This is a genomic window from Lacticaseibacillus zeae DSM 20178 = KCTC 3804, from assembly GCF_000260435.1.
In the GTDB taxonomy this organism is placed as follows: domain Bacteria; phylum Bacillota; class Bacilli; order Lactobacillales; family Lactobacillaceae; genus Lacticaseibacillus; species Lacticaseibacillus zeae.
Window position 1 is genome coordinate 1 of sequence record NZ_BACQ01000007.1, and the last position, 21,886, is coordinate 21,886.

General features: G+C 48.1%; 26 protein-coding genes. 20 read left to right on the forward strand and 6 right to left on the reverse strand.

The genetic code is table 11. The features are described 5' to 3' along the window. Positions 1 to 253 precede the first annotated feature (253 nt). On the forward strand, positions 254 to 2,230 hold the full coding sequence (thrS, locus tag GSO_RS00640) for a threonine--tRNA ligase (protein ID WP_010487873.1): 1,977 nt from the start codon (positions 254 to 256) through the stop codon (positions 2,228 to 2,230). Between the two features lie 102 nt (positions 2,231 to 2,332). Here the strand turns inward: thrS and GSO_RS00645 are convergent, their stop codons facing one another. Continuing rightward, the gene (locus GSO_RS00645) at positions 2,333 to 2,902 is read right to left on the reverse strand and encodes a histidine phosphatase family protein (protein ID WP_010487874.1); all 570 of its coding nucleotides are present in this window, start codon (positions 2,900 to 2,902) and stop codon (positions 2,333 to 2,335) included. 145 nt (positions 2,903 to 3,047) lie between these two features. Between GSO_RS00645 and GSO_RS00650 the strand changes: the two genes are divergently transcribed. The 5 genes from GSO_RS00650 to rplT all read left to right on the forward strand — a co-directional run bounded on the left by GSO_RS00650 (position 3,048) and on the right by rplT (position 5,507). Continuing rightward, positions 3,048 to 3,440 carry a hypothetical protein gene (locus GSO_RS00650; protein WP_010487875.1) on the forward strand — a complete coding sequence of 131 codons (393 nt, stop codon included), beginning with the start codon at positions 3,048 to 3,050 and terminating at the stop codon, positions 3,438 to 3,440. Then, complete coding sequence (locus tag GSO_RS00655) at positions 3,430 to 4,125, forward strand: enhanced serine sensitivity protein SseB C-terminal domain-containing protein (RefSeq protein WP_010487876.1); 696 nt, start codon at positions 3,430 to 3,432, stop codon at positions 4,123 to 4,125. The genes GSO_RS00650 and GSO_RS00655 overlap by 11 nt, the downstream gene beginning before the upstream one ends. Positions 4,126 to 4,322: 197 nt before the next feature. Then, positions 4,323 to 4,838: a translation initiation factor IF-3 gene (infC, locus tag GSO_RS00660; RefSeq protein ID WP_171024638.1), complete on the forward strand. Its 516-nt coding sequence runs from the start codon at positions 4,323 to 4,325 to the stop codon at positions 4,836 to 4,838. 77 nt (positions 4,839 to 4,915) lie between these two features. Then, the gene (gene rpmI, locus GSO_RS00665; protein WP_003565872.1) at positions 4,916 to 5,116 is read left to right on the forward strand and encodes a 50S ribosomal protein L35; all 201 of its coding nucleotides are present in this window, start codon (positions 4,916 to 4,918) and stop codon (positions 5,114 to 5,116) included. 34 nt (positions 5,117 to 5,150) lie between these two features. Continuing rightward, entirely contained in the window at positions 5,151 to 5,507 is a 357-nt protein-coding gene (rplT, locus tag GSO_RS00670) for a 50S ribosomal protein L20 (protein ID WP_010487880.1), read from the forward strand. A gap of 133 nt (positions 5,508 to 5,640) precedes the next feature. Here rplT and GSO_RS00675 read toward each other — a convergent pair whose 3' ends face one another. The 5 genes from GSO_RS00675 to GSO_RS00695 form a co-directional block, all read right to left on the reverse strand. After that, positions 5,641 to 6,204 (reverse strand): LOG family protein, encoded by a 564-nt coding sequence (locus GSO_RS00675; RefSeq protein WP_010487882.1) that lies wholly within the window; start codon positions 6,202 to 6,204, stop codon positions 5,641 to 5,643. A gap of 73 nt (positions 6,205 to 6,277) precedes the next feature. Next, positions 6,278 to 7,246, reverse strand: a complete 969-nt coding sequence (locus GSO_RS00680) for an NADP-dependent oxidoreductase (RefSeq protein ID WP_010487883.1) — start codon at positions 7,244 to 7,246, stop codon at positions 6,278 to 6,280. Positions 7,247 to 7,251: 5 nt separating this feature from the next. Continuing rightward, positions 7,252 to 7,893 carry an alpha/beta hydrolase gene (locus GSO_RS00685; protein ID WP_010487885.1) on the reverse strand — a complete coding sequence of 214 codons (642 nt, stop codon included), beginning with the start codon at positions 7,891 to 7,893 and terminating at the stop codon, positions 7,252 to 7,254. 15 nt (positions 7,894 to 7,908) lie between these two features. After that, positions 7,909 to 8,877, reverse strand: a complete 969-nt coding sequence (locus GSO_RS00690; protein WP_010487887.1) for a ring-cleaving dioxygenase — start codon at positions 8,875 to 8,877, stop codon at positions 7,909 to 7,911. After that, the gene (locus GSO_RS00695; RefSeq protein ID WP_010487889.1) at positions 8,870 to 9,769 is read right to left on the reverse strand and encodes a VOC family protein; all 900 of its coding nucleotides are present in this window, start codon (positions 9,767 to 9,769) and stop codon (positions 8,870 to 8,872) included. Before GSO_RS00695 ends, GSO_RS00690 begins: the two co-directional genes overlap by 8 nt. Positions 9,770 to 10,011: 242 nt before the next feature. On the opposite strand from GSO_RS00695, the gene GSO_RS00700 reads away from it, so the two are divergent. The 14 genes from GSO_RS00700 (at position 10,012) to GSO_RS00765 (ending at position 21,365) form a co-directional block, all read left to right on the forward strand. Further along, entirely contained in the window at positions 10,012 to 10,548 is a 537-nt protein-coding gene (locus GSO_RS00700) for a YqeG family HAD IIIA-type phosphatase (RefSeq protein ID WP_010487891.1), read from the forward strand. Next, entirely contained in the window at positions 10,529 to 11,653 is a 1,125-nt protein-coding gene (gene yqeH, locus GSO_RS00705; protein WP_010487893.1) for a ribosome biogenesis GTPase YqeH, read from the forward strand. Before GSO_RS00700 ends, yqeH begins: the two co-directional genes overlap by 20 nt. Before the next feature lie 84 nt (positions 11,654 to 11,737). Then, a complete protein-coding gene (locus tag GSO_RS00710) occupies positions 11,738 to 12,049 on the forward strand; it encodes a YhbY family RNA-binding protein (RefSeq protein ID WP_010487895.1) in 312 nt (103 codons plus the stop codon). A gap of 8 nt (positions 12,050 to 12,057) precedes the next feature. Continuing rightward, complete coding sequence (locus GSO_RS00715; protein ID WP_010487897.1) at positions 12,058 to 12,708, forward strand: nicotinate-nucleotide adenylyltransferase; 651 nt, start codon at positions 12,058 to 12,060, stop codon at positions 12,706 to 12,708. Next, a complete protein-coding gene (gene yqeK / locus GSO_RS00720) occupies positions 12,701 to 13,300 on the forward strand; it encodes a bis(5'-nucleosyl)-tetraphosphatase (symmetrical) YqeK (protein WP_010487899.1) in 600 nt (199 codons plus the stop codon). Before GSO_RS00715 ends, yqeK begins: the two co-directional genes overlap by 8 nt. Positions 13,301 to 13,303: 3 nt before the next feature. Further along, the gene (gene rsfS, locus GSO_RS00725) at positions 13,304 to 13,663 is read left to right on the forward strand and encodes a ribosome silencing factor (RefSeq protein ID WP_010487900.1); all 360 of its coding nucleotides are present in this window, start codon (positions 13,304 to 13,306) and stop codon (positions 13,661 to 13,663) included. Further along, positions 13,660 to 14,397: a class I SAM-dependent DNA methyltransferase gene (locus GSO_RS00730; protein WP_010487903.1), complete on the forward strand. Its 738-nt coding sequence runs from the start codon at positions 13,660 to 13,662 to the stop codon at positions 14,395 to 14,397. The genes rsfS and GSO_RS00730 overlap by 4 nt, the downstream gene beginning before the upstream one ends. Positions 14,398 to 14,446: 49 nt before the next feature. Continuing rightward, entirely contained in the window at positions 14,447 to 15,583 is a 1,137-nt protein-coding gene (locus GSO_RS00735; protein ID WP_010487905.1) for a nucleotidyltransferase, read from the forward strand. A 67-nt stretch (positions 15,584 to 15,650) separates the two neighbouring features. Further along, positions 15,651 to 16,199: a YceD family protein gene (locus GSO_RS00740; RefSeq protein WP_010487907.1), complete on the forward strand. Its 549-nt coding sequence runs from the start codon at positions 15,651 to 15,653 to the stop codon at positions 16,197 to 16,199. A 237-nt stretch (positions 16,200 to 16,436) separates the two neighbouring features. Next, on the forward strand, positions 16,437 to 16,745 hold the full coding sequence (locus GSO_RS00745) for a type II toxin-antitoxin system Phd/YefM family antitoxin (protein ID WP_010487908.1): 309 nt from the start codon (positions 16,437 to 16,439) through the stop codon (positions 16,743 to 16,745). Beyond that, entirely contained in the window at positions 16,746 to 17,066 is a 321-nt protein-coding gene (locus GSO_RS00750) for a type II toxin-antitoxin system RelE family toxin (protein ID WP_010487910.1), read from the forward strand. Positions 17,067 to 17,286: 220 nt separating this feature from the next. Next, the gene (gene gnd, locus GSO_RS00755) at positions 17,287 to 18,705 is read left to right on the forward strand and encodes an NADP-dependent phosphogluconate dehydrogenase (protein WP_010487912.1); all 1,419 of its coding nucleotides are present in this window, start codon (positions 17,287 to 17,289) and stop codon (positions 18,703 to 18,705) included. Between the two features lie 387 nt (positions 18,706 to 19,092). Further along, positions 19,093 to 19,779 (forward strand): response regulator transcription factor, encoded by a 687-nt coding sequence (locus tag GSO_RS00760; protein ID WP_003565833.1) that lies wholly within the window; start codon positions 19,093 to 19,095, stop codon positions 19,777 to 19,779. Continuing rightward, positions 19,779 to 21,365 carry a HAMP domain-containing sensor histidine kinase gene (locus GSO_RS00765; protein ID WP_010487919.1) on the forward strand — a complete coding sequence of 529 codons (1,587 nt, stop codon included), beginning with the start codon at positions 19,779 to 19,781 and terminating at the stop codon, positions 21,363 to 21,365. The genes GSO_RS00760 and GSO_RS00765 overlap by 1 nt, the downstream gene beginning before the upstream one ends. The last annotated feature ends 521 nt before the right edge of the window (positions 21,366 to 21,886 follow it).

The following is a 21,886-nucleotide window of genomic DNA, read 5'->3' on the forward strand; positions in this document are numbered from 1 at the left end:
GAGCGTGAGCAGGAGCGCTTAGAAATCGGAGTGTAAGTGGCCTCAAGCATAAATGGCTGGGCTTTGGCCATTTACGCTTGAGGTCCTTACACGGAGATTTCTGCGACTGCGAACGCGTTATCGCGAGCGGAAGCTGCAGTTCCTTGACCGTGATGACCGGTCTTTGGCCATTGCGACCAAGATCCTTACGCACCGGTCTCTGCATCGGTGAACGGATGGTTTCTTCGAAAAAACAACAAGGGAGAGCTTACTTATGGCATTAGATATTACGTTTCCAGATGGCAATGTTAAACAATTTCCAGATGGTACAACGGTGAAAGCTATTACAGAAGGTATCAGTAATAGTTTGGCCAAGAAGGCGGTTGCCGGCAAGTTGGATGGCGAATTGATCGCCTATGACGAACCGATTGCCCATTCTGGCAAACTGCAGATTATGACTAAAGACGATGCTGAGGGGCTGACGGTTCTCCGGCAAACGGCAGCGTTTGTTTTGGCTGCAGCACTCAAAGCTTTGTATCCTGATATTCATTTTGGGCAGGGGCAGGCAACCGAGGATGGCTTCTATTACGACACTGATCGGGCAGATGGCCAGGTGAGTGTCGATGATTTGCCAACGGTTCAAAAGAAAATGGAAGAAATCATTAAGGCCAACGCTGCTTTGGAACCAGTTGTTCTCAGTCGTGCTGATGCTTTTGCCCGCTTCAAAGACGATCCTTTCAAGAAGCAATTGGTCGAAGCTGCTGGTGATCCAATTAAGGGTTACAAGCTCGGCGACTTTGTTGATTTTGAAGAAAAGGTCCTGCTACCAAGTCTCAAAGATCTGAAGCATTTCAAACTGCTGTCAGTTGCCGGCGCTTACTGGCAAGGCAAGAGCAGCAATCCGATGCTGCAACGGATTTACGGGACGGCTTATTGGAGTGAAAAAGGTCTCGAAGATGATGCTAAACGCCGTCAGGAAGCAGCTGAGCATGATCACCGGGTTATCGGCCGCGACTTGGATCTTTTCTTCGTCGATCCTAAAGTCGGTGCCGGCTTACCTTATTGGATGCCAAATGGGGCAACAATCCGGCGGGTGATCGAACGGTATATTATCGACAAGGAAATCGCAGACGGCTATGAACACGTTTATACGCCGGTGCTTGCCAACCTCGACTTATACAAGACATCCGGTCACTGGGATCACTACCGCGAAGACATGTTCCCGCCAATGGACATGGGCGATGGTGAAATGCTTGAATTGCGGCCAATGAACTGCCCGAGCCACATTCAGATTTACAACCACCATATTCGCTCTTATCGCGAATTGCCGCTGCGTATTGCTGAATTAGGCATGATGCACCGTTATGAAAAGTCCGGCGCACTGTCCGGCTTGCAGCGTGTTCGGGAAATGACGTTAAATGACGGTCACACTTTTGTTGCCTTGGATCAGGTTCAAGAAGAATTCAAAAAGATTCTGCGCTTGATCATGGACGTTTACGAAGACTTCAACATTACCGATTACAGCTTCCGGCTTTCATACCGTGATCCCAAGAATACCGAAAAGTATTTTGATGACGATGAAATGTGGACCCGCAGCCAGAGCATGCTTAAAGGTGCGATGGATGATCTGCATCTTGATTACTACGAAGCTGAAGGCGAAGCTGCCTTTTATGGGCCAAAGCTGGATATCCAGACCAAGACGGCCTTGGGTAATGACGAAACGATGTCGACCATCCAGTTGGACTTCATGTTGCCAGAACGCTTCAACCTGACCTATGTCGGCAAAGATGGTGAAGAACATCGGCCAGTCATGATTCACCGCGGGATTGTCGGCACGATGGAACGCTTCATCGCGTATCTGACCGAAATCTACAAGGGTGCCTTCCCGACCTGGTTAGCCCCGACGCAGGCTGTTTTGATCCCGGTTAACAATGATCTGCACTTAGACTATGTCAACCGCATCAAGCGCCAGATGCTGGCAGCCGGCTTGCGAGTCAAAGTCGATGATCGGAATGAAAAGATGGGCTACAAGATTCGCGAAGCCCAGACCAAAAAGATTCCATATACGGTTGTTGTCGGTGACAAAGAACTCAACGATGCTGCCGTTTCGGTTCGGCGTTACGGCGATGAGCATACCGAAGAAGAAGCCGGTAACATGTTCATTGATGCGATGGTCGCTGAAGTCAAGAACTACAGTCGCGATGGCAAAACCAAGCCCACCGAGGCAAAGAAGGTCTTAGGCGATAAATAGCTTGTTGAAGTGAACAAAGAGGGAACCCTTGGATGAGGCTCCCTTTTGTTTTGCACAAATAGCGTATTGGTCAGGTGCGTAAGATTGAATTGAAGTCGAAAACTATTTTATCGAAATAAATGTTTTGAAATTTTCCGACCAAGAAGCGAGACGGACGATTTGATGATCAGAGACTTCAAGCCGAGTTACGGCTGCATAGGATAAGCTTTTGAAAAAATCAGCACCCTTACCAGGCATTGCAGACTCAATGACACTGCTTATTGCTGTTCCATGGCTGCCTATTGCAACGAATGAAGTAGCTGGCAGACTGAACAGAAAAGAAAGATAACGTTTTTGAACCTGAAGAATGGACTCACCAGGGCTTTTAAAGAATGTCAGGTCACGCCATTGGTGAGCAACATATTCAGAAAAGTCGGATACCCACGAAGGCATTTTTCGCTCGACAAGTCTGTCATCAGTTTGAATAGGTAAACCATGATCGCGCGCGATGGGGACAACTGTATCGACTGCACGTTTAAACGGACTCGAAAAAATTGTGCTGTAAGGTATCTGCCGTAGATTGTAAGCGAGTTGCTGACTTTGACGATATCCCTTTTGTGTAAGCGGTCGAGAAAAATCATCATGGACTGTCGTGTCAGATTCAGCATGTCTGATCAGATCAATTATTGTCATAGATATCCCCTTAATCATTGGCAATCTTCAAGTTAACGCGGTCAATTTGAGATTTGCTTTCAACTTATCACAGAATCTGACTGGTTTCACTTATGTATGATACACTGGACACATTTACGACAGACAGCAAAGAAAGGGTGACTAGGTGGTTATTTCGTTATGGGCTTCATGGCTCGTCTTATTTTTCGTCACAAAAGTTTTGGCAGCCAGCTTGTATTTTGTTGTTCTACTGGTTTACTTGAAGTTGCCGTGGCGGACCCCCAGTCAGCGCGGCCGTCGGCTCATTGCCCATCGTGGTCGCGGTTTGCTGGTGCTGATGGGGATCGTGATGCTTTTAACGGCACTGGCCGCGTATGGCATTGCCAATTGGTGGTTCGGCAAAATTGAATTTCAACCTCAAGGCGTTGCGGTTTTCGGCAGTGTCGGCATCGTTTTATTGTCATGGCTGATCGGCTTACCTAAAAAATTACGAAATTTCCGCAATAAAATGAACCTCAACCAGCAGCAAAATAAAGGAGAAGACGACAATGACCAATGAGCCACAAGTCCAAAATCCCCAGCTAATTCATTTGATGCGGCTTTTAAGAACGGATCAAAATGATGAAACGCAAGCGGCTTTTTATGCTGGCTTGAAAAGTGCCAAGTTTATGTTACCAGTCGGAACGGCACGCACAGGTGACCCCACCGTGGTGATGCTCACCGATGACAATGGGCATGACTATTTACCGATTTTTACGGATCAGGCAAACTTTGCCAAAAGTCCGGATCACGATCATTTTGCGGTTGCGACGATTGCTGATTGTGCCAATTTCCTATACGAGGATCGCGACATTTTCGGCGTGGTTATCAACCCGTATGACGAAAACATGGTATTGTCTCGGGCCAATTTATTTTATGTGGCCAAACCGGATCAGGCTAAACATGGCGAGGCGGTTCGAATTAGCGAGCCACCTCGCGAAACGGCTGATCTTGTTGAGCAGCTGCGGGAATACCTGCCAAAAATGCCAACCGTGCACGCCGCTTATCTGGTTACCATGATACGTGCAGATGACGCACAGAGTTTGCTACTGGTTGTCGATGCTGACAAAGACGCTGATTTACACGCACTGGTTGGTTTTGCGGAAGCTTATTTACCGGAAACCCAGCAGTTTCATGTCAGTCCAACCGATAATGAACTCGGCCGATATGTCAGCGGTGAGTTTTCGCCCTTTTACCAACGATAACATCGATAGCGTCCCTCTTGACGCAGGCAGGTTGCTCCTGTATAGTAGTTGATGTTGAGAAAAAGCAGAAGTTCCCGCTTCTCGCCCACGTCTTTAGACCTCTAGGCTCATTAGTTCGGTATTTAATGAACAGCGGGGGTCTTTGCGGCCACGCTGTTTTTGTTTTTTCTCTGAAATTCACACGGAGGTGAACAACCATAGCAAGAGATCTGATAGTCAATGACAGTATTCGCGCACGTGAAGTTCGATTGATCTCCCAGACCGGTGAACAGCTCGGCGTTAAGAGTACCCGTGACGCCTTGGCCATTGCCGAGGATGCAAACTTAGATGTTGTCTTAGTATCGCCTAATGCCAAGCCACCGGTTGCCCGCATCATGGACTACGGGAAATTCCGATTCGAGCTGCAGAAGAAAGAGCGCGATGCTCGGAAGAAACAAAAGACTGTCACCATTAAGGAAATCCGCTTGAGCCCGACCATTGGTGAAGCAGATTTCAATACCCGGCTTAAGAACGCGACGAAGTTCCTGAAAAAAGGGGACAAGGTCAAAGTGAGCGTTCGATTCCGTGGTCGAGCAATTACGCACAAGGATCTTGGTCGTAAGGTTCTTGAGCAGATGGCGGATGCCGTTAAGGAAATTGCTACTGTTGAAACTCATCCAAAGATGGATGGTCGCAGCATGTTCTTAATGCTTGCACCGCGAGCCGATAAATAATCATCGGCTAATGTTACAAAGGCGTGCACGGCTTTAAGTAGCCGTGCGCGCATTGATGTTTAGAGGAGGAAAAAGACATGCCAAAATTCAAGACCCACCGCGCTTCCGCAAAGCGTTTTAAGAAAACCGCATCAGGTGCCCTTAAGCGCGGTCACGCGTACACGTCACACCGTTTCCACGGCAAGACGAAGAAGCAGCGTCGTCAATTGCGTAAGTCAGCATTGGTATCCCACTCAGATATGAAGCGGATCCGCCAGATGCTCAGCCAGATGAAATAATAAGCTATCGGATTTGATTTGAGGAGGAATTCTAATGCCACGTGTTAAAGGTGGAACAGTTACTCGTAAGCGTCGTAAGAAGGTACTGAAGCTCGCTAAGGGTTATCGTGGTGCCAAGCATTTACTGTTTAAGGCAGCAAGTGCCCAGGTCATGGTTTCGTATCGCTATGCATTCCGCGATCGCCGCGCCAAGAAGCGCAATTTCCGGCGTCTTTGGATTGCCCGGATTAACGCAGCTGCACGTATGAATGACATTTCATACAGCAAGTTGATGCACGGCCTGAAACTCGCTAATGTCGACATGAACCGTAAGATGCTCGCTGATCTTGCTGTCAGCGACCCAGACGGCTTCAAGGCTTTGGCGGATACCGCTAAAAAGGCTTTGGCTTAATCAGCATGTAACCAGTTTACTGGCGTAGGTTCCAGTTGCGTCAGTTTACGCTTACATATAAAAAGACACGTCATTCCATTCGCTTTGAATGAAACGGCGTGTCTTTTTTATGAGTCATCTACCAGCTTGACGGTTAATGATACTGGCGCACCCCAAGCGGTTGGTAATTAGCGATGAACGTGCTGATTTCCTGCAGATCGGATGAAAACAACAGGTTGTCAAATGCATCCTGGTCGAAGAATCCTTGATTTACCGCTGTTTGGTACATCTGATGCAGCGGCTTGTAATAACCGTCTTGATTGAACAAAACAGTAGGACTGGCGTTTAATCCGATCCGGGAAAAAGAAATGGCTTCCGTAATTTCTTCTAACGTTCCCGGGCCGCCGGGTAAGGCGATATCGACATCGGCTAGTTCGATCATTCGGGCTTTACGGGTGCCCATATCCGCGACAACTTCCAAATCCGTCAGATCGGGCATTGCCAGGCCGCGATCTGCTAACACCTGAGGCATGACGCCGATGACTTTGCCACCATGTCGAAGCGTACTGCCGGCAACCGCACCCATTAAGCCTAGCTTGCCGCCACCGTAGACCAAGGTATCACCACGTTCGGCAATCCAGGCACCGACCCGGGTAGCTGCCTGAAGAAATGCATCATTAACGCCATGATTGGCACCGCAATAGACTGCAATTTTCATATCTTTCCGCCTTTCCGTGCATGTTGTTATCATACGGCGGGAAAAGGCGGGTCGCAAGCTATTTTCCATGGTGTTACAGGTGATTAACCTCTTTGCGAATCGGGTGGATGACATGTCGATCTTGCATAACGACTAACTTGCCGGGCGCGTGATGGGTTTCTAACATTTCATGACCGGCAATCACACCGTCAACATTAAACGGGAAAGCCTGAGCAACACGCACCTGTAATCCCCACTTCTGGGCGACATCTGTGAGATAGGCAAAGCCATCATGCACGGAGTAGTCCTTCGACGGATTTAATTGCAAATGGGTCACATCTGGTTTGCTGCTGAGATCAACATCAGCATAGGCGGTTGTGACATATTGACCGTTTGGCTTAACAAGTTTTAATGCAGCGCCATGATCGGCAGCACCAAACACGGCATTGACGACAACATCAGCCGCATCTTCTGGCAAGTCGTCGGTGTAGCTGAAGATTTCATCGGCACCCAACTGTCGCAAATACTCGCGATGCTGCTCACCAGCCACGGCGATGACGTGCAACTTTTCAAACTTGGCAATTTGCACCAAGATGGCACCAACGCCACCGCTGGCCCCGACAACGCCCAGTGTTTCTCCGGGTTTAAGATTCAACATATAGTGAAGAATGTTAAACGCTGCCAAGCCGACTTGCGGTAACGCCGCGGCATCCAAAAAGCTTAGCGCAGTCGGCTTTTTGTAAATTTTAGAGGTTGAGGCCGTCACAAATTCACTGTAGCCGCCGATTGGACGATAATTCAAAACGACATCGCCTACCGCAAAGTCGGTGACGCCTTCACCTAGCTTGGTAATGCGGCCAACCACATCCGTTCCCGGTACCACGGGGAACTTAACTTTCCGAAATGCCGCCTGTTCACCGCGGCGCAGGGAAGCATCATAAGGATTCAAGCCAAAACCCAGAACCTGCAACTGCACCTGCCCGGCTTTTGGCTCCGGAACCGGTGCTTCAATACTTTTAAAAACACTTGGTTTACCATATTCTTCAAACCCGAAACGTTGCATAGGATTCACCTCCGTTGCCAATCCTGCAAGCGACCACTTTTTACCAACCAGGATTTGGCATTTGCTAATTCAGCTTCATTTAAATTGTGACTTTGCCCGTGTCGGAAAATCGTCACGTCTGCCCCTTGCTCTTTGAGGTAAGTGGTCAACACCTTAAAGTTCTGGGCTGGCACGATCGGATCCTGATCACCATGGGACATCCAGACTTTCACATCACTTAGGTCTTGTTCGGAATCAACCGTCGAAAGCGCCATGGGGTGGAAAAAGATGCCGGTATGAAAAGTATCGCGCCGTGTCAACAATGCGCGTGCGGCAACATTGGCGCCGTTTGAATAGCCAACGACCACAAAGCGGTTATAGTCAATGTTGAATTTCTGGCAAAGCTCATTTAAAACGGAAAAAAGCCAAGTGGTTTCCTGCTCAAGATTGGCCAAATCAAAGCCGCCATTTTCCGAATGCCGAAAATAACGATTCATCCCTTGTTCCTGAATGCGTCCACGAATTGACAGCATGGGACTGTTGGGGGAAAGATACTTGCCAATCGGCAGCAAATCATTTTCATTGCCGCCTTGCCCGTGTAGCAATAACAAAGGGGAGACGGTGGGATCGCCTTTTACAAAAGTATAATTGACGTTTTCTTCAGTCATAACTACCTCCACAAATTAACGACCGCGCCAATCGGTTTTGACTGGTGTTAGCTGCTTTTCGATGTCATCACGTTTGCTTTCCAAGAATGGCGGTAACTCAAGGTGGATGCCGGCTTCATCATAAGTTTCGTCTTGTAAGAAGCCTGGTCCGGTTGTGGCGATTTCGAAAAGAATTTGCGGTGCGGCCCGGAAATACTCGGACTTAAAGTAGAAGCGGTCTACGTAGCCGGATTGCGGCAGGCGATATTGCTTGATGCGGTCAATCCACGTGCCTAACGTTTCGCGGGTGTCAGTGGAAAAGGCGGCGTGATGAATGTTACCAAAGCCTTCAACCGCAATCGGCAGATCTTCGCGGTGTTCCAAAATGACCTGCGCACCATGGCCGCCTTCGCCAACTTCGTAAAGGGACCAGTTGCCATCTTCGGCGATCTTGGTATAACCCATAATCTCTGTTAGCACGTACTGCATATGGCCGAGATTGAAAATGGTGACCGTGACCGGCCCAAGACCGGTGATGGCAAATTCTTCCGGCACGTCATTATGCTTCCAAGGGGTGCCGCCTGCGACCCCATGATTGTGTTCATCGGAGATAAGCTGAAACTGCTGATCATCCTGATCGTGAAAATTAATGATTTTGGCATCAAACTGGGTGCTGATGCCGTCGTTTACAACGCCTTTTTCGGCAAACCGTTTGAGCCAGTAATCTAAGGCAGCATCACTTGGTACCCGGAAGCTGGCCCGCGAAATCATATTCGTGCCTTTTTTGCCTTTTTCCTGATTGGGAAACGTGAAGAAGGTCATGTCAGTTCCGGCAGTGCCTTGGTCATCGGTGAAATAGAAGTGATAGGTGTCTAAAGCATCCTGATTCACCGTTTTCTTGATTAGATGCAGCCCTAAAGTTTTGCTCATGAAATCGAAAATGGCTTGAGGATCACTTGCCATGGCGGTGACGTGGTTCATGCCGAGTAACGGATGTTCAATCATGGAAATCCACTCCTTTGGTTTTAAAATAACTTTCAATGGTCGCCCGCCGCGCCTCAAACTTCGGCGGCAGGCCCAGTTTCTCACCTAAATGCTCAAGCGGCTCGTCTAACGTAAAGCCGGGTGCCTGGGTGGCGAATTCAATGCGGTTGTCCGCTGGGTCACGAACGTAAAGACTTTTAAACCAGCCGCGATCAGCAAATTCTTCAACTTCATAACCATGTTGTGCGGCAATGGTCCCCAGTCGCGGCAACGCTTCTTCATGATCGACGGTCAAAGCAAAATGATCCATGCTGCCACGGCCAAACCGTTTAACATCGTCAGTCAGGCTCGGTTTTAGTGTCAAAGTGTTGCCCGCTGCCAGCTTAAACTGCTCGTGTTCGGCAGCTTGGCCTAGCATCGCTTCGAAGAAGGCTTTCTCGGCTTCGTGGTCAGCAACGGGGATGTCAACATTGATGAGGCCGGTGATCTGCCGATTGCCGGGGATGTCGTTAGGAACCGTTAAATGATCTGGCAAAGTCTTCTGGAAGGCAATCAGCCGAACCGGCGTATCAGAAGGATCAACCAACGTCAGGCGGTCCGCCGCTTCCGAAATCACACAGCCGGCTTGCTGCAGCCGTTCAAACCAAAAAGGCAAAGAATCGCCGGGAATCGCCAAATCGATCCCGCCTAATTGATTGCGTCCGTCATAACGGTGGCCAAGCCGGTCAATGACGAAAAAAGTCACGACGCTGCCAGGCGTGCCTTGATAATCACCGAAAAACAGATGCCGGACATGAATATTTTCCTGATTAACCGTATTTTTGACCAACCGCAGTCCTAAAACATTTGTATAAAAGTGAATGGTCGCGGTTGCGTCGCCAGTTAAAAGCGAGACATGATGCAAACGGGTCATGGTGTTGCCTCCTATTTTGGAACACTTACTAAAAATAAGTATAACAGGCTTAATAACGGAATGCGAGTGTTTGATTTCAAATTCATCGTACCTTGTTTGCAACAATGAGGCGATTATTTCGTCTTTTTAAAATAGCGTTTTCATGACGGGCGCGTCGCAGGTATTAGGCAAACGCCCTCGCGCTTAGGCATCTTTTCCGCTATAATATAAGGATATGAACAACCGGAGAGGGGACAAGATTTGTGGCAGTTTTTGAGCCGACTTGGCTGGTAACGAATATCTTCAGTCTGACGCCTGCCAGTCTGAAACAGCAAGGCATTAAAGCCGTGTTGACGGATCTTGATAATACGTTGATGGCTTGGGATCATCCGGAAGGTACGGCTAAACTGACTCGCTGGCTTTCAGATCTGAAAAAAGGCGGCATTCAAGTGGTGGTCGTCTCAAATAACAACGCTAATCGTATCCACAAGGCAATGGCCAAGCTTCAGGTCGCGTATGTGGCGCGGGCATTGAAGCCGTTGCCGCTGGGGATTACCAAAGCACGTAAGGAATTAGACTTGAAACGTTCGGAAGTGGTGATGGTCGGGGATCAGCTCCTGACTGATATCTGGGCTGGCAACCTTGCCGGCGTGCGCACGATCCTCACGCAGCCACTGGTCGAAAGCGATGCGTGGAACACGCGGATCAATCGATTTTTTGAAGGCTTCGTTTTTAAAGCACTTGCGAAAAAACGGCAGCTGAATTATCAGGAGGACATTCATGGACACCATCAAAAATGATGAAGAGCGCCGCTGCATAGGCTGTGGCGCTATTTTACAGACAACGGATCCAAAACAACCCGGATACTTGCCTGCCGCTACTTTAGCTAAAGCTGACACTGAAGACGATATTTATTGTCAACGGTGTTTTCGGTTGCGGCATTATAACGAAATTGCGCCAGTCACGTTGACGGATGACGACTTTTTACGTTTGTTGAACGCAATTGGTGAGAGTAACGCGCTAATTGTGAATGTGATTGATATTTTCGATTTTAATGGTAGTGTGATTCCCGGATTACATCGATTTGTCGGCGATAATCCGGTCATTTTGGTGGGCAATAAAGCCGATGTCCTGCCCAAATCACTGAATCCGAACAGGTTAAAAAATTGGTTACAGCAACAAGCCAAAGCACAGGGGTTGCGCCCGGTTGCGACGATGCTAGCTAGTGCAAAAAAAGGATTTGGCGTTGATGAACTTTTGTCAGCCATTGAAAAATATCGGGAACATCGCGATGTCTACGTTGTCGGGGTCACGAACACCGGTAAATCGACGCTAATTAACCGAATTATTAAGGAATTAACGGGTGTCGAGAACCTGATCACCACTTCGCGTTTTCCAGGCACAACGCTGGATCGGATTATGATTCCGCTAGATGACGGCCAGTCGCTGATTGATACACCAGGGATTATTCATCGGCATCAGATGGCACATTTTGTGGGGCCTAAGGATTTAAAACTGGTATCCCCGACATCGGTTATCAAGCCGGCCACCTATCAGTTAAATGAAGGACAGACGATTTTTCTTGGCGGATTGGCGCGATTTGACTATCTTCGCGGCGGCCGTCAGTCGTTCGTGATCTACACGGATAATCAATTGCCGTTGCACCGCACCAAGCTGATCAACGCTGATGATTTTTATCATAAACATGTTGGTGGTCTGCTTGCACCACCGCAAGCCGATGAAGTGGCCCAGTTTCCGCCGCTGGTACGGTTTGAGTTCACCCCAAAGGAAAAGTCGGATCTTGTTTTTGCCGGACTTGGCTGGATTACCGTACCGGCCGGTGTCACGATCGCCGGCTATGCGCCTAAAGGTGTGGATGTTCTATTGCGAAAAGCATTTATTTAAGTTTGATGGCGATCGCAACGATGTGACTGGCCGCAGTTGAGTCAAAGTTGACAAAAGTGTCATCAGAGGAGTTGTTTTAAAAATATGTTAACTGGTAAACAGAAACGCTATTTACGGAGCCTGGCGATGACGACCAAACCATTGATTCAAGTTGGTAAAAATGGCCTTGGTGATGCGTTTGTCGCTGGCGTCAAAGATGCGTTGGAAACACGCGAATTGGTAAAAATCAGTTTGCTGCCAACCGCCGATGATACCCCGCGGGAAGTTGCCGACACTTTACAGGCCGCGATTACCGGCTTGGAAGTGGCCCAGATTATCGGCCGCACGGTGATTGTCTACAAAGAAGCAACCAAAACCGAGCATCGCCGAATTAGTCTTGAAGTGAACGCACGGTAGGGATTGCGATGGAAAAGACGCAGAGTGTCACCTTAACTCAGCCAGTCATCTCAGTGGCGATGCGCGAACAGATTCTAGGTGTGCATCGTCGCAAGCAGGTGGGCCTGTTTGGCGGAACCTTTAATCCAATTCACAATGGTCATTTAATTATGGCGGAGGCAGCGGGTACCGAACTTGGCTTGGAAAAAGTTTATTTCATGCCGGATAATCAGCCGCCGCACGTCGATACGAAGACAGCTATCTCGGCCCGGCACCGGGTGAACATGGTACAATTGGCCATTGCCGACAATCCGCTTTTTGGATTGGAAGGCATTGAAATTCGCCGAGGCGGTATTAGTTATACCTATCAAACCATGCAGGAATTACGCCGCCTGCATCCGGATACCGACTATTACTTCATCATCGGCGCTGACATGGTCGATTATTTACCCAAATGGGCTCATATTGATGAACTGGTCAAACTTGTGACTTTCGTGGGCGTTAAGCGCCGCGGTTATACACCGGCCAGTCGCTATCCGATTTTATGGGTCGATGCCCCGCTAATCGATATCAGTTCGACCGCGGTGCGTGAACGGGTGCAAAATGGCCGCAGTTTGCGTTATTTGGTACCAGACCCAGTTATTGACTATATTCAAAAAGAGGGATTATATCGTGAATGAACATCAGTACCCTGACAGCTTGACACACGGCTTAAGCCGCCAAGAAATCTTAAACCGCTTACGCAATCGCCTGGACGAACCGCGTTATGAGCATTGCCTGCGCGTGGAACAAACGGCTATTGAACTAGCCAAGCGGTTTGATCAAGACGTTGATCGCGCCGGTTTGGCTGGCTTATTGCATGATTATGGCAAAGAAATCCCGGTTGAAACCTACAAACGGGTGATTATCGAAGATGGCTTTGATCCCAGTTTATTGCAATATGGCCGAGGCGTCTGGCACGGGGTCGTCGGCGTTCATTTTATCCAAACCGAAGTCGGCATTACGGATAAGCAGGTCTTGACCGCGATAGCTCGGCATACAACCGGAGATCCAGAAATGACGCCATTAGATGAATGTATCTTTGTCGGCGATTTTATTGAGCCGCAACGGGCTTTGCCTGTTGAAGCCAAGGCGCGCAAGGCTGCTGAAACGAATCTGGAAGAGGCCAGCCGTATCGAACTGGAAAATACGTTGATGTATCTGATCGGCGCGCGCAAGTTGGTCTTTCCTAAAACACTGTTAACATATAACGCATTTTTATCAAAGGAGTAGTTTATGGTCGACGCAAAAACAATGTTGGAAATTGCTGTTAAAGCCGGTGATTCAAAGCGGGCCGAGGATATTGTCGCTTTGGATATGCGCGGCGTGAGCTTATTGGCGGATTATTTTGTTATTATGAGCGGCACTTCGGATCGTCAGGTACAGGCGATTGTGGATGAAATCGAAGAAAAAGAAGAAGCTGCCGGTGTCGATATTCGCCGAATCGAAGGCCAAAAAGGTTCGAAGTGGATGCTCATCGACTTAAATGATGTGGTCGTCCATGTCTTTATGCCGGAAGAGCGGCAATTCTATAACCTTGAGAAATTGTGGCAGAGCGCCCCGCTTGTCAACGTGGATCAGTGGGTCGAGGCATGATCTACACCACTTTTGCCGAAGTTTATGACAAATTGATGGATCAGTCACTGTATTTACGGTGGCGTGATTACGTTAAAAAACGAGTAGCGCCAGCCAATCAACCTTTGCTGGAGCTTGCTGGCGGTTCGGGTTTTCTCGCCGTGTTGTTGGCACAGTCAGGCTATCAAGTCACCGATCTCGATCTGTCAAATGACATGTTGACGTTGGCCGAAGAAAAAGCACTTGCTGCCGATGTTGATTTAACGCTGATCCAAGGCGACATGCAGGATTTACATGACTTGCCGAAGTTCCCCGTAGTCACCTGTTTTGATGATTCCATTTGCTATATGCCCGATCTTGATGCAGTTAAGCAAGTCTTCGCCCAGGTGGCGGCACTGCTGCCTTCAGGCGGGGATTTTCTTTTTGATGCCCATTCGCTGTACCAGATGGATCAGGTTTTCCCAGGCTATATGTACAATTATCACAGCGATGACTTTGCTTTTTTATGGAACAGTTTTGTCGGTGAACAACCGCATAGTATCGAACATGATCTGACGTTTTTCATTTATGATGAGGACTTAGATGCCTACAAGCCGTTGACCGAAACCCACAAGGAGCGCACTTATCCGCTGGAAGATTATCTGGCGGCGCTGCAGGCAACCGGTTTTGAAAAGGTTGAAGTCACGGCTGATTTTGGGACGCAACCGGTTTCGGCCAAGAGTACCCGCTGGTTCTTTCACGCCAAGAAGCGGTAGGCAAAAACGAATTCTGATTTGACTGACGAAGGCGATTCTGGAGGTGCGTATGCAAGCTGTTGGCATGATTGCGGAATTTAATCCGTTTCACTCAGGCCATGCTTTTGCATTGGCTAAAGCGCGAAATTTAACGCACGCAGATGTCGTCGTGGTGGTCATGTCAGGCAATTATGTGCAACGTGGGGAACCGGCGATTTTTGATAAGTGGGTACGTGCAGAGGCGGCACTGACTCATGGCGCCGATATCGTGCTTGAATTACCGGTGACCGGTGCCGTTCAAGCGGCCGATCAATTCGCGCAAGCCGGTGTGTCAGCCTTAGCAGCATTGCATGTACCGGCACTGGCATTTGGTACCGAACACCCTGAGTTAGATTATTTAGATCTTGCCCGGCAATTGGCGTCGACTGATATCACGGACCCGGGTTTTGCCGATTATACGCAGACTTACGCGACCCAGCTGAATGCTGCCTATGCGAAGGTGGCGGGGATTACGCAGACGGACCCAAACTTTATGTTGGGCTTGAGCTATGCCAAGGCGGTTTTGGCATTACAGGTGCCGATGCAGCTTTACCCTTTCGGCCGACAGGGTGTTGGGCATGATGACCAGAAGATCAAAGCCAATCTTGCCAGTGCGTCGGCGGTGCGACAACACTTGCGGGAAGGTGAGCCTGTCACATGTATTGTGCCAGCAGATTTGATTTCGGTTTATGCTGAGCAACCGCAATATGGCTGGTCGCAATTTTTCCCGTGGTTAAAATATCGCCTGCAAACGGCTGATTTAGCTGAATTGCGGCAAGTGGCGACGATGGCAGAGGGGTTGGAATACCGATTCACCCAGCAAATTGATGGTGCCCATGATATGACCGAATTTTTACACCGGGTTAAGTCAAAACGTTATACCTATGCTCGATTACGCCGGCTCGCCTTAGCCATCACGCTGAATATGACGACCGCTGCTGTCACGAAAGCTCGACACTTGCCACAACTGCATGTCCTTGGGTTTACACCGACTGGCCGGCAATATCTGCGCACTGTCAAACACCACCTAGCTTACCCCTTGCTCACACGTGTCAGTGCTGATATGCTTGCACCGGATGGGGTCTTAGCCATGACCCACCGTGCCGATCGATTAATCACAGCCATTGGCGGCGTCGAACAGAATTATGGTCGACCGCCACTCATGTGAGGCGTATGAATCGATTTTTATCCGAAGGTCCTAGGCTTTCGCATGTATTTTTAAGGAGGAGACTGCCATGTTGAAATGGACCATTCAGGAATTAATGAAACATGATGAGCAACCGCTACACTTTAGTACCACGTTAGATGTCAAGGCTGATCTGCAGGATCGTGATCCGGAGATTCTGGATGTGAGTCCCATTCAGGTGAGCGGGGATGTGTTGTATGATCGCGGCGATTTTCTGGTCAGCGTCAATCTGACCGGGACGCTCGTGGTACCTTCCACCCGCAGTTTGAAGCCAGTGACAATGCCGCAGAATTTTACCTTCAGCGAAATCTATTTAACCGATGAAGGCCATGCGGATCAGTATGAAGACGGCGAAATCCTGATGCCACTCGAAGAATCCGAACTGAATCTTTTGCCAGCAGTCGAAGATCACCTGTTGCTCAGCATCCCAATGCAGGTGCTCACACCGGAAGAAGCAGCCACCGGTGATATGCCTACCGGAGATGAATGGGAAGTGCTCGCCGAAGATGAATACAAGAAGCGGACAGAAGAGAAAAAGAAGGCAGATAATCCCTTTGCAAAACTGAAGGGGATGTTCCCGGATCGGGATGAATCGTGAGTGACTTGATTTTGGTTAAAATTCAGTAGTAAACAAGGATGAGAAAATGCCACGATTATCGGAGTGCTAGTGCTATGTACCTTCCGATAATCGTGGTGTTTTAGCATTGGTGACACGGTGTCATCTCTTTTTTAGAAGTCCTCAAATATTTCAAAGATTAATTTAAGGCTATTAAAAATCTTTTAGTAGACTTTTAAACAACTGACATGTATTATTTATTTGAGGAGGGATGAGAGCATGAAGATCCTTGACGTTCCAACTGTAAGCACAACCGAATTGAAAAAAGATCCTGCTAAAGTTGCCAAGATGGCAGCAGATATGCATACCGGTGTCTATGTCCTCAATCGAGGAAAGGCAATTAGCGTGACTCTAACACCAGAACAATACGCTTTATTGGTGGCTGATCAAGAAAAGCTGCTTGACTTGGAAATGGAAAAGCAAGCGATTGAACGTATTAAAAATGATACGGGTAAACGTATTCCTGCAGAGAAAGTCATTGGTCACCCTATTGGCGATACCGTTGATACTGATGATGGTTGGGAATAGATGACTGTAAATAATTATCATTTAAATTTTTACCCCGAAGCACAAGCTGAATATGACAAGCTTGACGGTTCACAGCGTATCTTCGTTGATAAAGCGCTTATTCGATTGCGCACATTTGGAATGAATGCCGGCCAAGCTTTACACGGAAAACTGACTGGGTTTCGAAAGCTGAAAAATAAGAAAACGGGATTGCGGATAGTTTTTGGCCAGTCGCTGGAAGGAATAACAATCATTGATATTGTTGCAGTTGGTTATCGTGAAGACCTACAAGTATACCGCAATTCAGAGAAGCGTGTACAACAACGAAAAGAAGAAATATAAATCCAATAATATTTACTTTCAGTCGTAAGTGAAGCAGTGTGAATTGGCCCTTCGTCAATACACTGCTTTTCTTATTTGCCAGGTTGCTTAGTCGAAGCTTGACTAACTTGAAAATAATACATTTTACCTGCCTGCGAAGGCTTCTGAAGACTGTTAAATCAAGGCTGTTTCTGCTAACATGAATGGAGTAAATGTTGAAATTAATGAGGAGGTTTCCGTAATGGATAAACCACAAATCGGCGTTGTCGGTATGGCTGTGATGGGTAAGAATCTTGCCTTGAACATTGAAAGCCGCGGCAATACCGTTGCAATCTACAATCGAACCGGAAGTAAAACCAAGGCGGTTGTTGACGAGCATCCAGATAAGAAGTTGGTACCAAGTTATAAGATCGAGGACTTTGTTGCTTCGCTCGAAAAGCCACGCCGAATTATCATGATGGTTAAGGCTGGCGCCGGAACCGATGCGGTCATTAAAGAATTGTTACCGTTGCTTGATAAAGGCGATGTTTTAATTGATGGCGGGAATACTTTCTTTGAAGACACCATGCGCCGGAGTGCCGAATTGGACAAATCCGGCATTAACTTCATCGGCATGGGCGTTTCCGGTGGCGAGTTAGGTGCGCTGCATGGTCCTTCCCTTATGCCGGGCGGTCAAAAAGAAGCCTACGATCTGGTCGCGCCAATTCTTGAAGCCATTTCCGCAAAAGCTGACGATGGCGCACCATGTGTCACTTACATTGGGCCAAATGGTGCTGGCCATTATGTCAAAATGGTGCATAATGGCATCGAATACGGCGATATGGAACTTATCGCTGAAAGTTACAATTTGATGCGTAACCTGCTTGGCTTGGATGTTAAAGAAATTGCCGACATTTTCAGTGACTGGAATAAAGGCGAACTGGACTCCTATCTCATTGACATTACAGCCGACATTTTGACGCGTAAGGATGATCTCGGCAGCGACAAGCCAATTGTTGACGTGATTCTGGATCGTGCCGGCAATAAAGGCACAGGTAAGTGGTCATCTCAGTCAGCGCTTGAATTAGGCGTTCCTCAGAGTGTGATCACCGAATCTGTCTATGCGCGTTACATCAGTGCTATGAAACAGGAACGGGTGGCAGCAAGCAAAGTTTTGCCAAAGCCGGTTGCTAACGTTTCGGTCGACAAAAAAGAAGCCATCGAAATGATTCGCAAGGCCTTGTATTTCAGTAAACTAATGTCATACGCCCAAGGCTTTGAACAGATGCGTTTTGCTTCAGAAAAATACGACTGGAATCTCCAATATGGCGAACTGGCAAAGATCTGGCGTGCCGGCTGCATCATCCGTGCTCGCTTCTTGCAAAACATCACCGATGCTTACAACAAAAAGCCAGACTTGCAAAACTTATTGCTAGACGATTACTTCCTGAATATCGCCAAGAATTATCAGGAAAGTGTCCGTGATCTGGTTGGTCTCGCCGTTAAAGCCGGTGTGCCGGTTCCTGGTTTCTCCGCAGCGATCAGCTACTACGACTCATATCGTTCGCCAGTGCTGCCAGCTAACCTGACCCAGGCGCAACGCGATTACTTCGGTGCCCACACTTACGAACGAACCGATCGCGACGGGATTTTCCACTATAGTTGGTACCACGAAGCTTAAAATTTTAATGACCAATCAATTGAGTCAATCCGCAAACATTTCGGATTGGCTCTTTTTGGGTTAAAGGCGGAGCTAAGTATGTACGTTGATGACTTAATGGTAATTGGCGATAGACCACTTATGAAAATAAAATTAGAGAAGTGCTGAGCGACTGGGTAACTCGGTTAAGTATGAGCGTGGACCTGTTTATGAGAATCTATCCGGATTGAAAAACGAGAAAACCACCGAACGAACTTTTTTCAACGGCGATTGTGCCCATCATTGCGCGGCTTATAGCCAAAATGAGAAAACTGTGCTAAACTAGCTTAGCATCGTTTTTTAATGAGAAATCACGAATAAAGTTGCGTTGCGTGTGTGGTGCCACTAAGAAAGCATAAGGAGACCCTGATGAGTAAAATATTGATTATTGAAGATGAAAAAAATCTTGCTCGGTTTGTCGAGCTGGAATTAAAACACGAAGGCTACGAAACGGAAGTCCATTTCAATGGCCGCACGGGACTTGAGGCGGCGTTGGCTGAAGATTGGGATGCTATCCTGCTCGACTTGATGTTGCCAGAGTTGAATGGCCTTGAAGTCTGCCGGCGGGTACGACAGGTTAAGAATACGCCGATTATCATGATGACGGCCCGTGATTCTGTGATTGATCGCGTTAGTGGCTTGGATCACGGCGCCGATGATTACATTGTCAAGCCATTTGCCATCGAAGAATTGTTGGCCCGGTTACGTGCGTTGTTACGCCGAATTAGTATCGAAGGCGAAAACAACACCGCTAAACAAACCACGATCAAATATCGCGACCTTGTGATCGAGAAGGAAAACCGGGTTGTTCGCCGCGGTGATGACATTATCGAACTGACCAAGCGTGAGTATGAATTGCTTCTGACTTTGATGGAGAACGTCAACGTGGTCTTGGCTCGTGACGTCTTACTTTCTAAGGTCTGGGGTTACAACTCCGATGTTGAAACGAATGTTGTCGATGTATACGTCCGCTATATTCGTAATAAAATCGATCGGCCGGGTGAACCAAGTTATATTCAGACGGTTCGGGGAACCGGCTATGTCATGCGTTCGTAATGGCGATTAAACAGACAAGTACCGAGCAAAAGAAGAAAAGTCCCCGCATCTCGTTAAAGGTCAAGTGGGCCGTAACGGTTGGTGTCGGGATTTTTGTCACTTTTGTCACTTTTTCGATGATCCTATACGGCGCGATGCGACAGATTCTGTTGAATCAGGAGCGCCGAACTGTCACGGACACGCTTAGTACTGTCGTCCAACGACTTTCCCCAGTCAGTGGCGATTTGACCATTGCCCAGGTTGTTCCGCGGTTGGAAGGTACAGCGGCGTCTGACCAAGCTTCGTTACCGGCACCGAGTGAATCACGTGAGCGGATTTTTTCCGATTCGGTGATTCAAAAGTTAGCGCAAGCTGATGTGAGTGTGTCGGTTTTCTCACGCGATCGTACGAATTTTTTTCAGTCGCGGGATACACCCATCACGTTAGGCAAGGTTCATGGTACCGAAGTGCAGGAGAGCCATATTGGCGATTTTAATGGTCTGGTAGGCACTGCGCCGATTTATTCAGCCACGACTTCTGACCTGATCGGGTATGTGCAGGTAACAAATAAACTAACGGCGTTCCATGCAACGATGCACGAAATCACGTTACTAATCGTTGGCCTAAGCCTGGCAGCGGTCTTGATTTCGATTCTGATGGGTTATATTTTGGCAACGCGCTTCTTAAAACCAATTAAATTAATCACGAATGCCATTGATGTGGTGAATGAGGAACCGGAAAGCACCGTCCGAATTCCGGCGCTCAAACGCAATGATGAACTTGGTGATCTAGTGCTTGAATTTAACGGCATGTTAGATCGCATTCAGCGTTATATTGATCAGCAAAGCGAATTTGTGCAGGATGTCTCGCATGAGCTGCGGACACCGGTGGCCATTTTGGAAGGTCACCTGCAACTGTTGAACCGGTGGGGCAAGGATGATCCTGAGGTCTTAGATGAGTCCTTGAAGGCATCGTTGCAGGAAATCACCCGTATGAAGAGCCTGATTCAGGAAATGTTGGATTTGACCCGGGCTGATCAGGTGGATGTTCAGTTTCCCAATGCCGTGGTCGATGTGCATAAAACCGTTCAGCAGGTTGTCGCTGATTTTCGGATGATCCATCCCGACTTCACATTTACTTTGGATGATGATCTTGAGAAGACGACGTTTGTTCGCATGTATCGTAATCATTTGGAGCAGGTAATGATTATTTTGATGGATAATGCGGTCAAATATTCGACTAACCGGAAAGAGATTCATGTATCAATGGCGCAAAGCAGTGGCAATGGTGTTGCTTTGGCCGTGCAGGACTTTGGCGAAGGCATTGCCGAAAAGGATCGGCGCCGCGTATTCAATCGCTTCTACCGCGTTGACAAGGCCCGTAGTCGGGAAAAAGGCGGCAATGGGCTCGGTTTGTCGATCGCCCAACAGTTAATCGAAAGCTACCATGGACAAATTGAAGTCGATTCAGCCCTCGGGCACGGCTCTATTTTCCGAATCGACTTGCCGACCATTACCGAAGCAAAAGCGAAGGCGCTTAAGGCTCAGGAAGAAGCCAAACAAGCGGCTGCGCCAAAGAGCGATACCACGATTAAAAGTAATTTGTGACTTCCAAGTTGACTGAAAGCTGTTAGCGTTTCTCACGCAAAGGATGCTGAGCCATAATTCCGTAAGATCATTAACAGTTTAAGAAATTCCGAACGATACAGAAAAGGTTTAGCAATTGGTTCCAGGCCGCGCCAAACTCCGCAATCTCCGGCCAGCTGGGGCTTGCGACGCGAAGCTAGAGCGGAGGGCACGACTTAGAGCCTCTGCAAAACCGGCAGAGTCTCTAAGCTCGGCCTTGATGTAGGCGGGGCAAAAAGCGCCCCACCAACATCAATTTTTCACAGCTGAGCCCCCTCTGGCCTACGATTGCTCCGCCTTGGCACTCATATCTTAAATAGTCTCACCGAATTACCCCATAGAAACAAAGGATGAACATACTCTCGATAACGACAAGAGTACGTTCATCTTTTTTAGCGTGGCTATGAATTATGGCTCATTCTCTTTTATTGTCTTACTGTCAAAAAGTTTAAGTAGCCTTCGGTGCCCTAGTGATAGACAGCACCTTCCACGTCTGGGTTCCG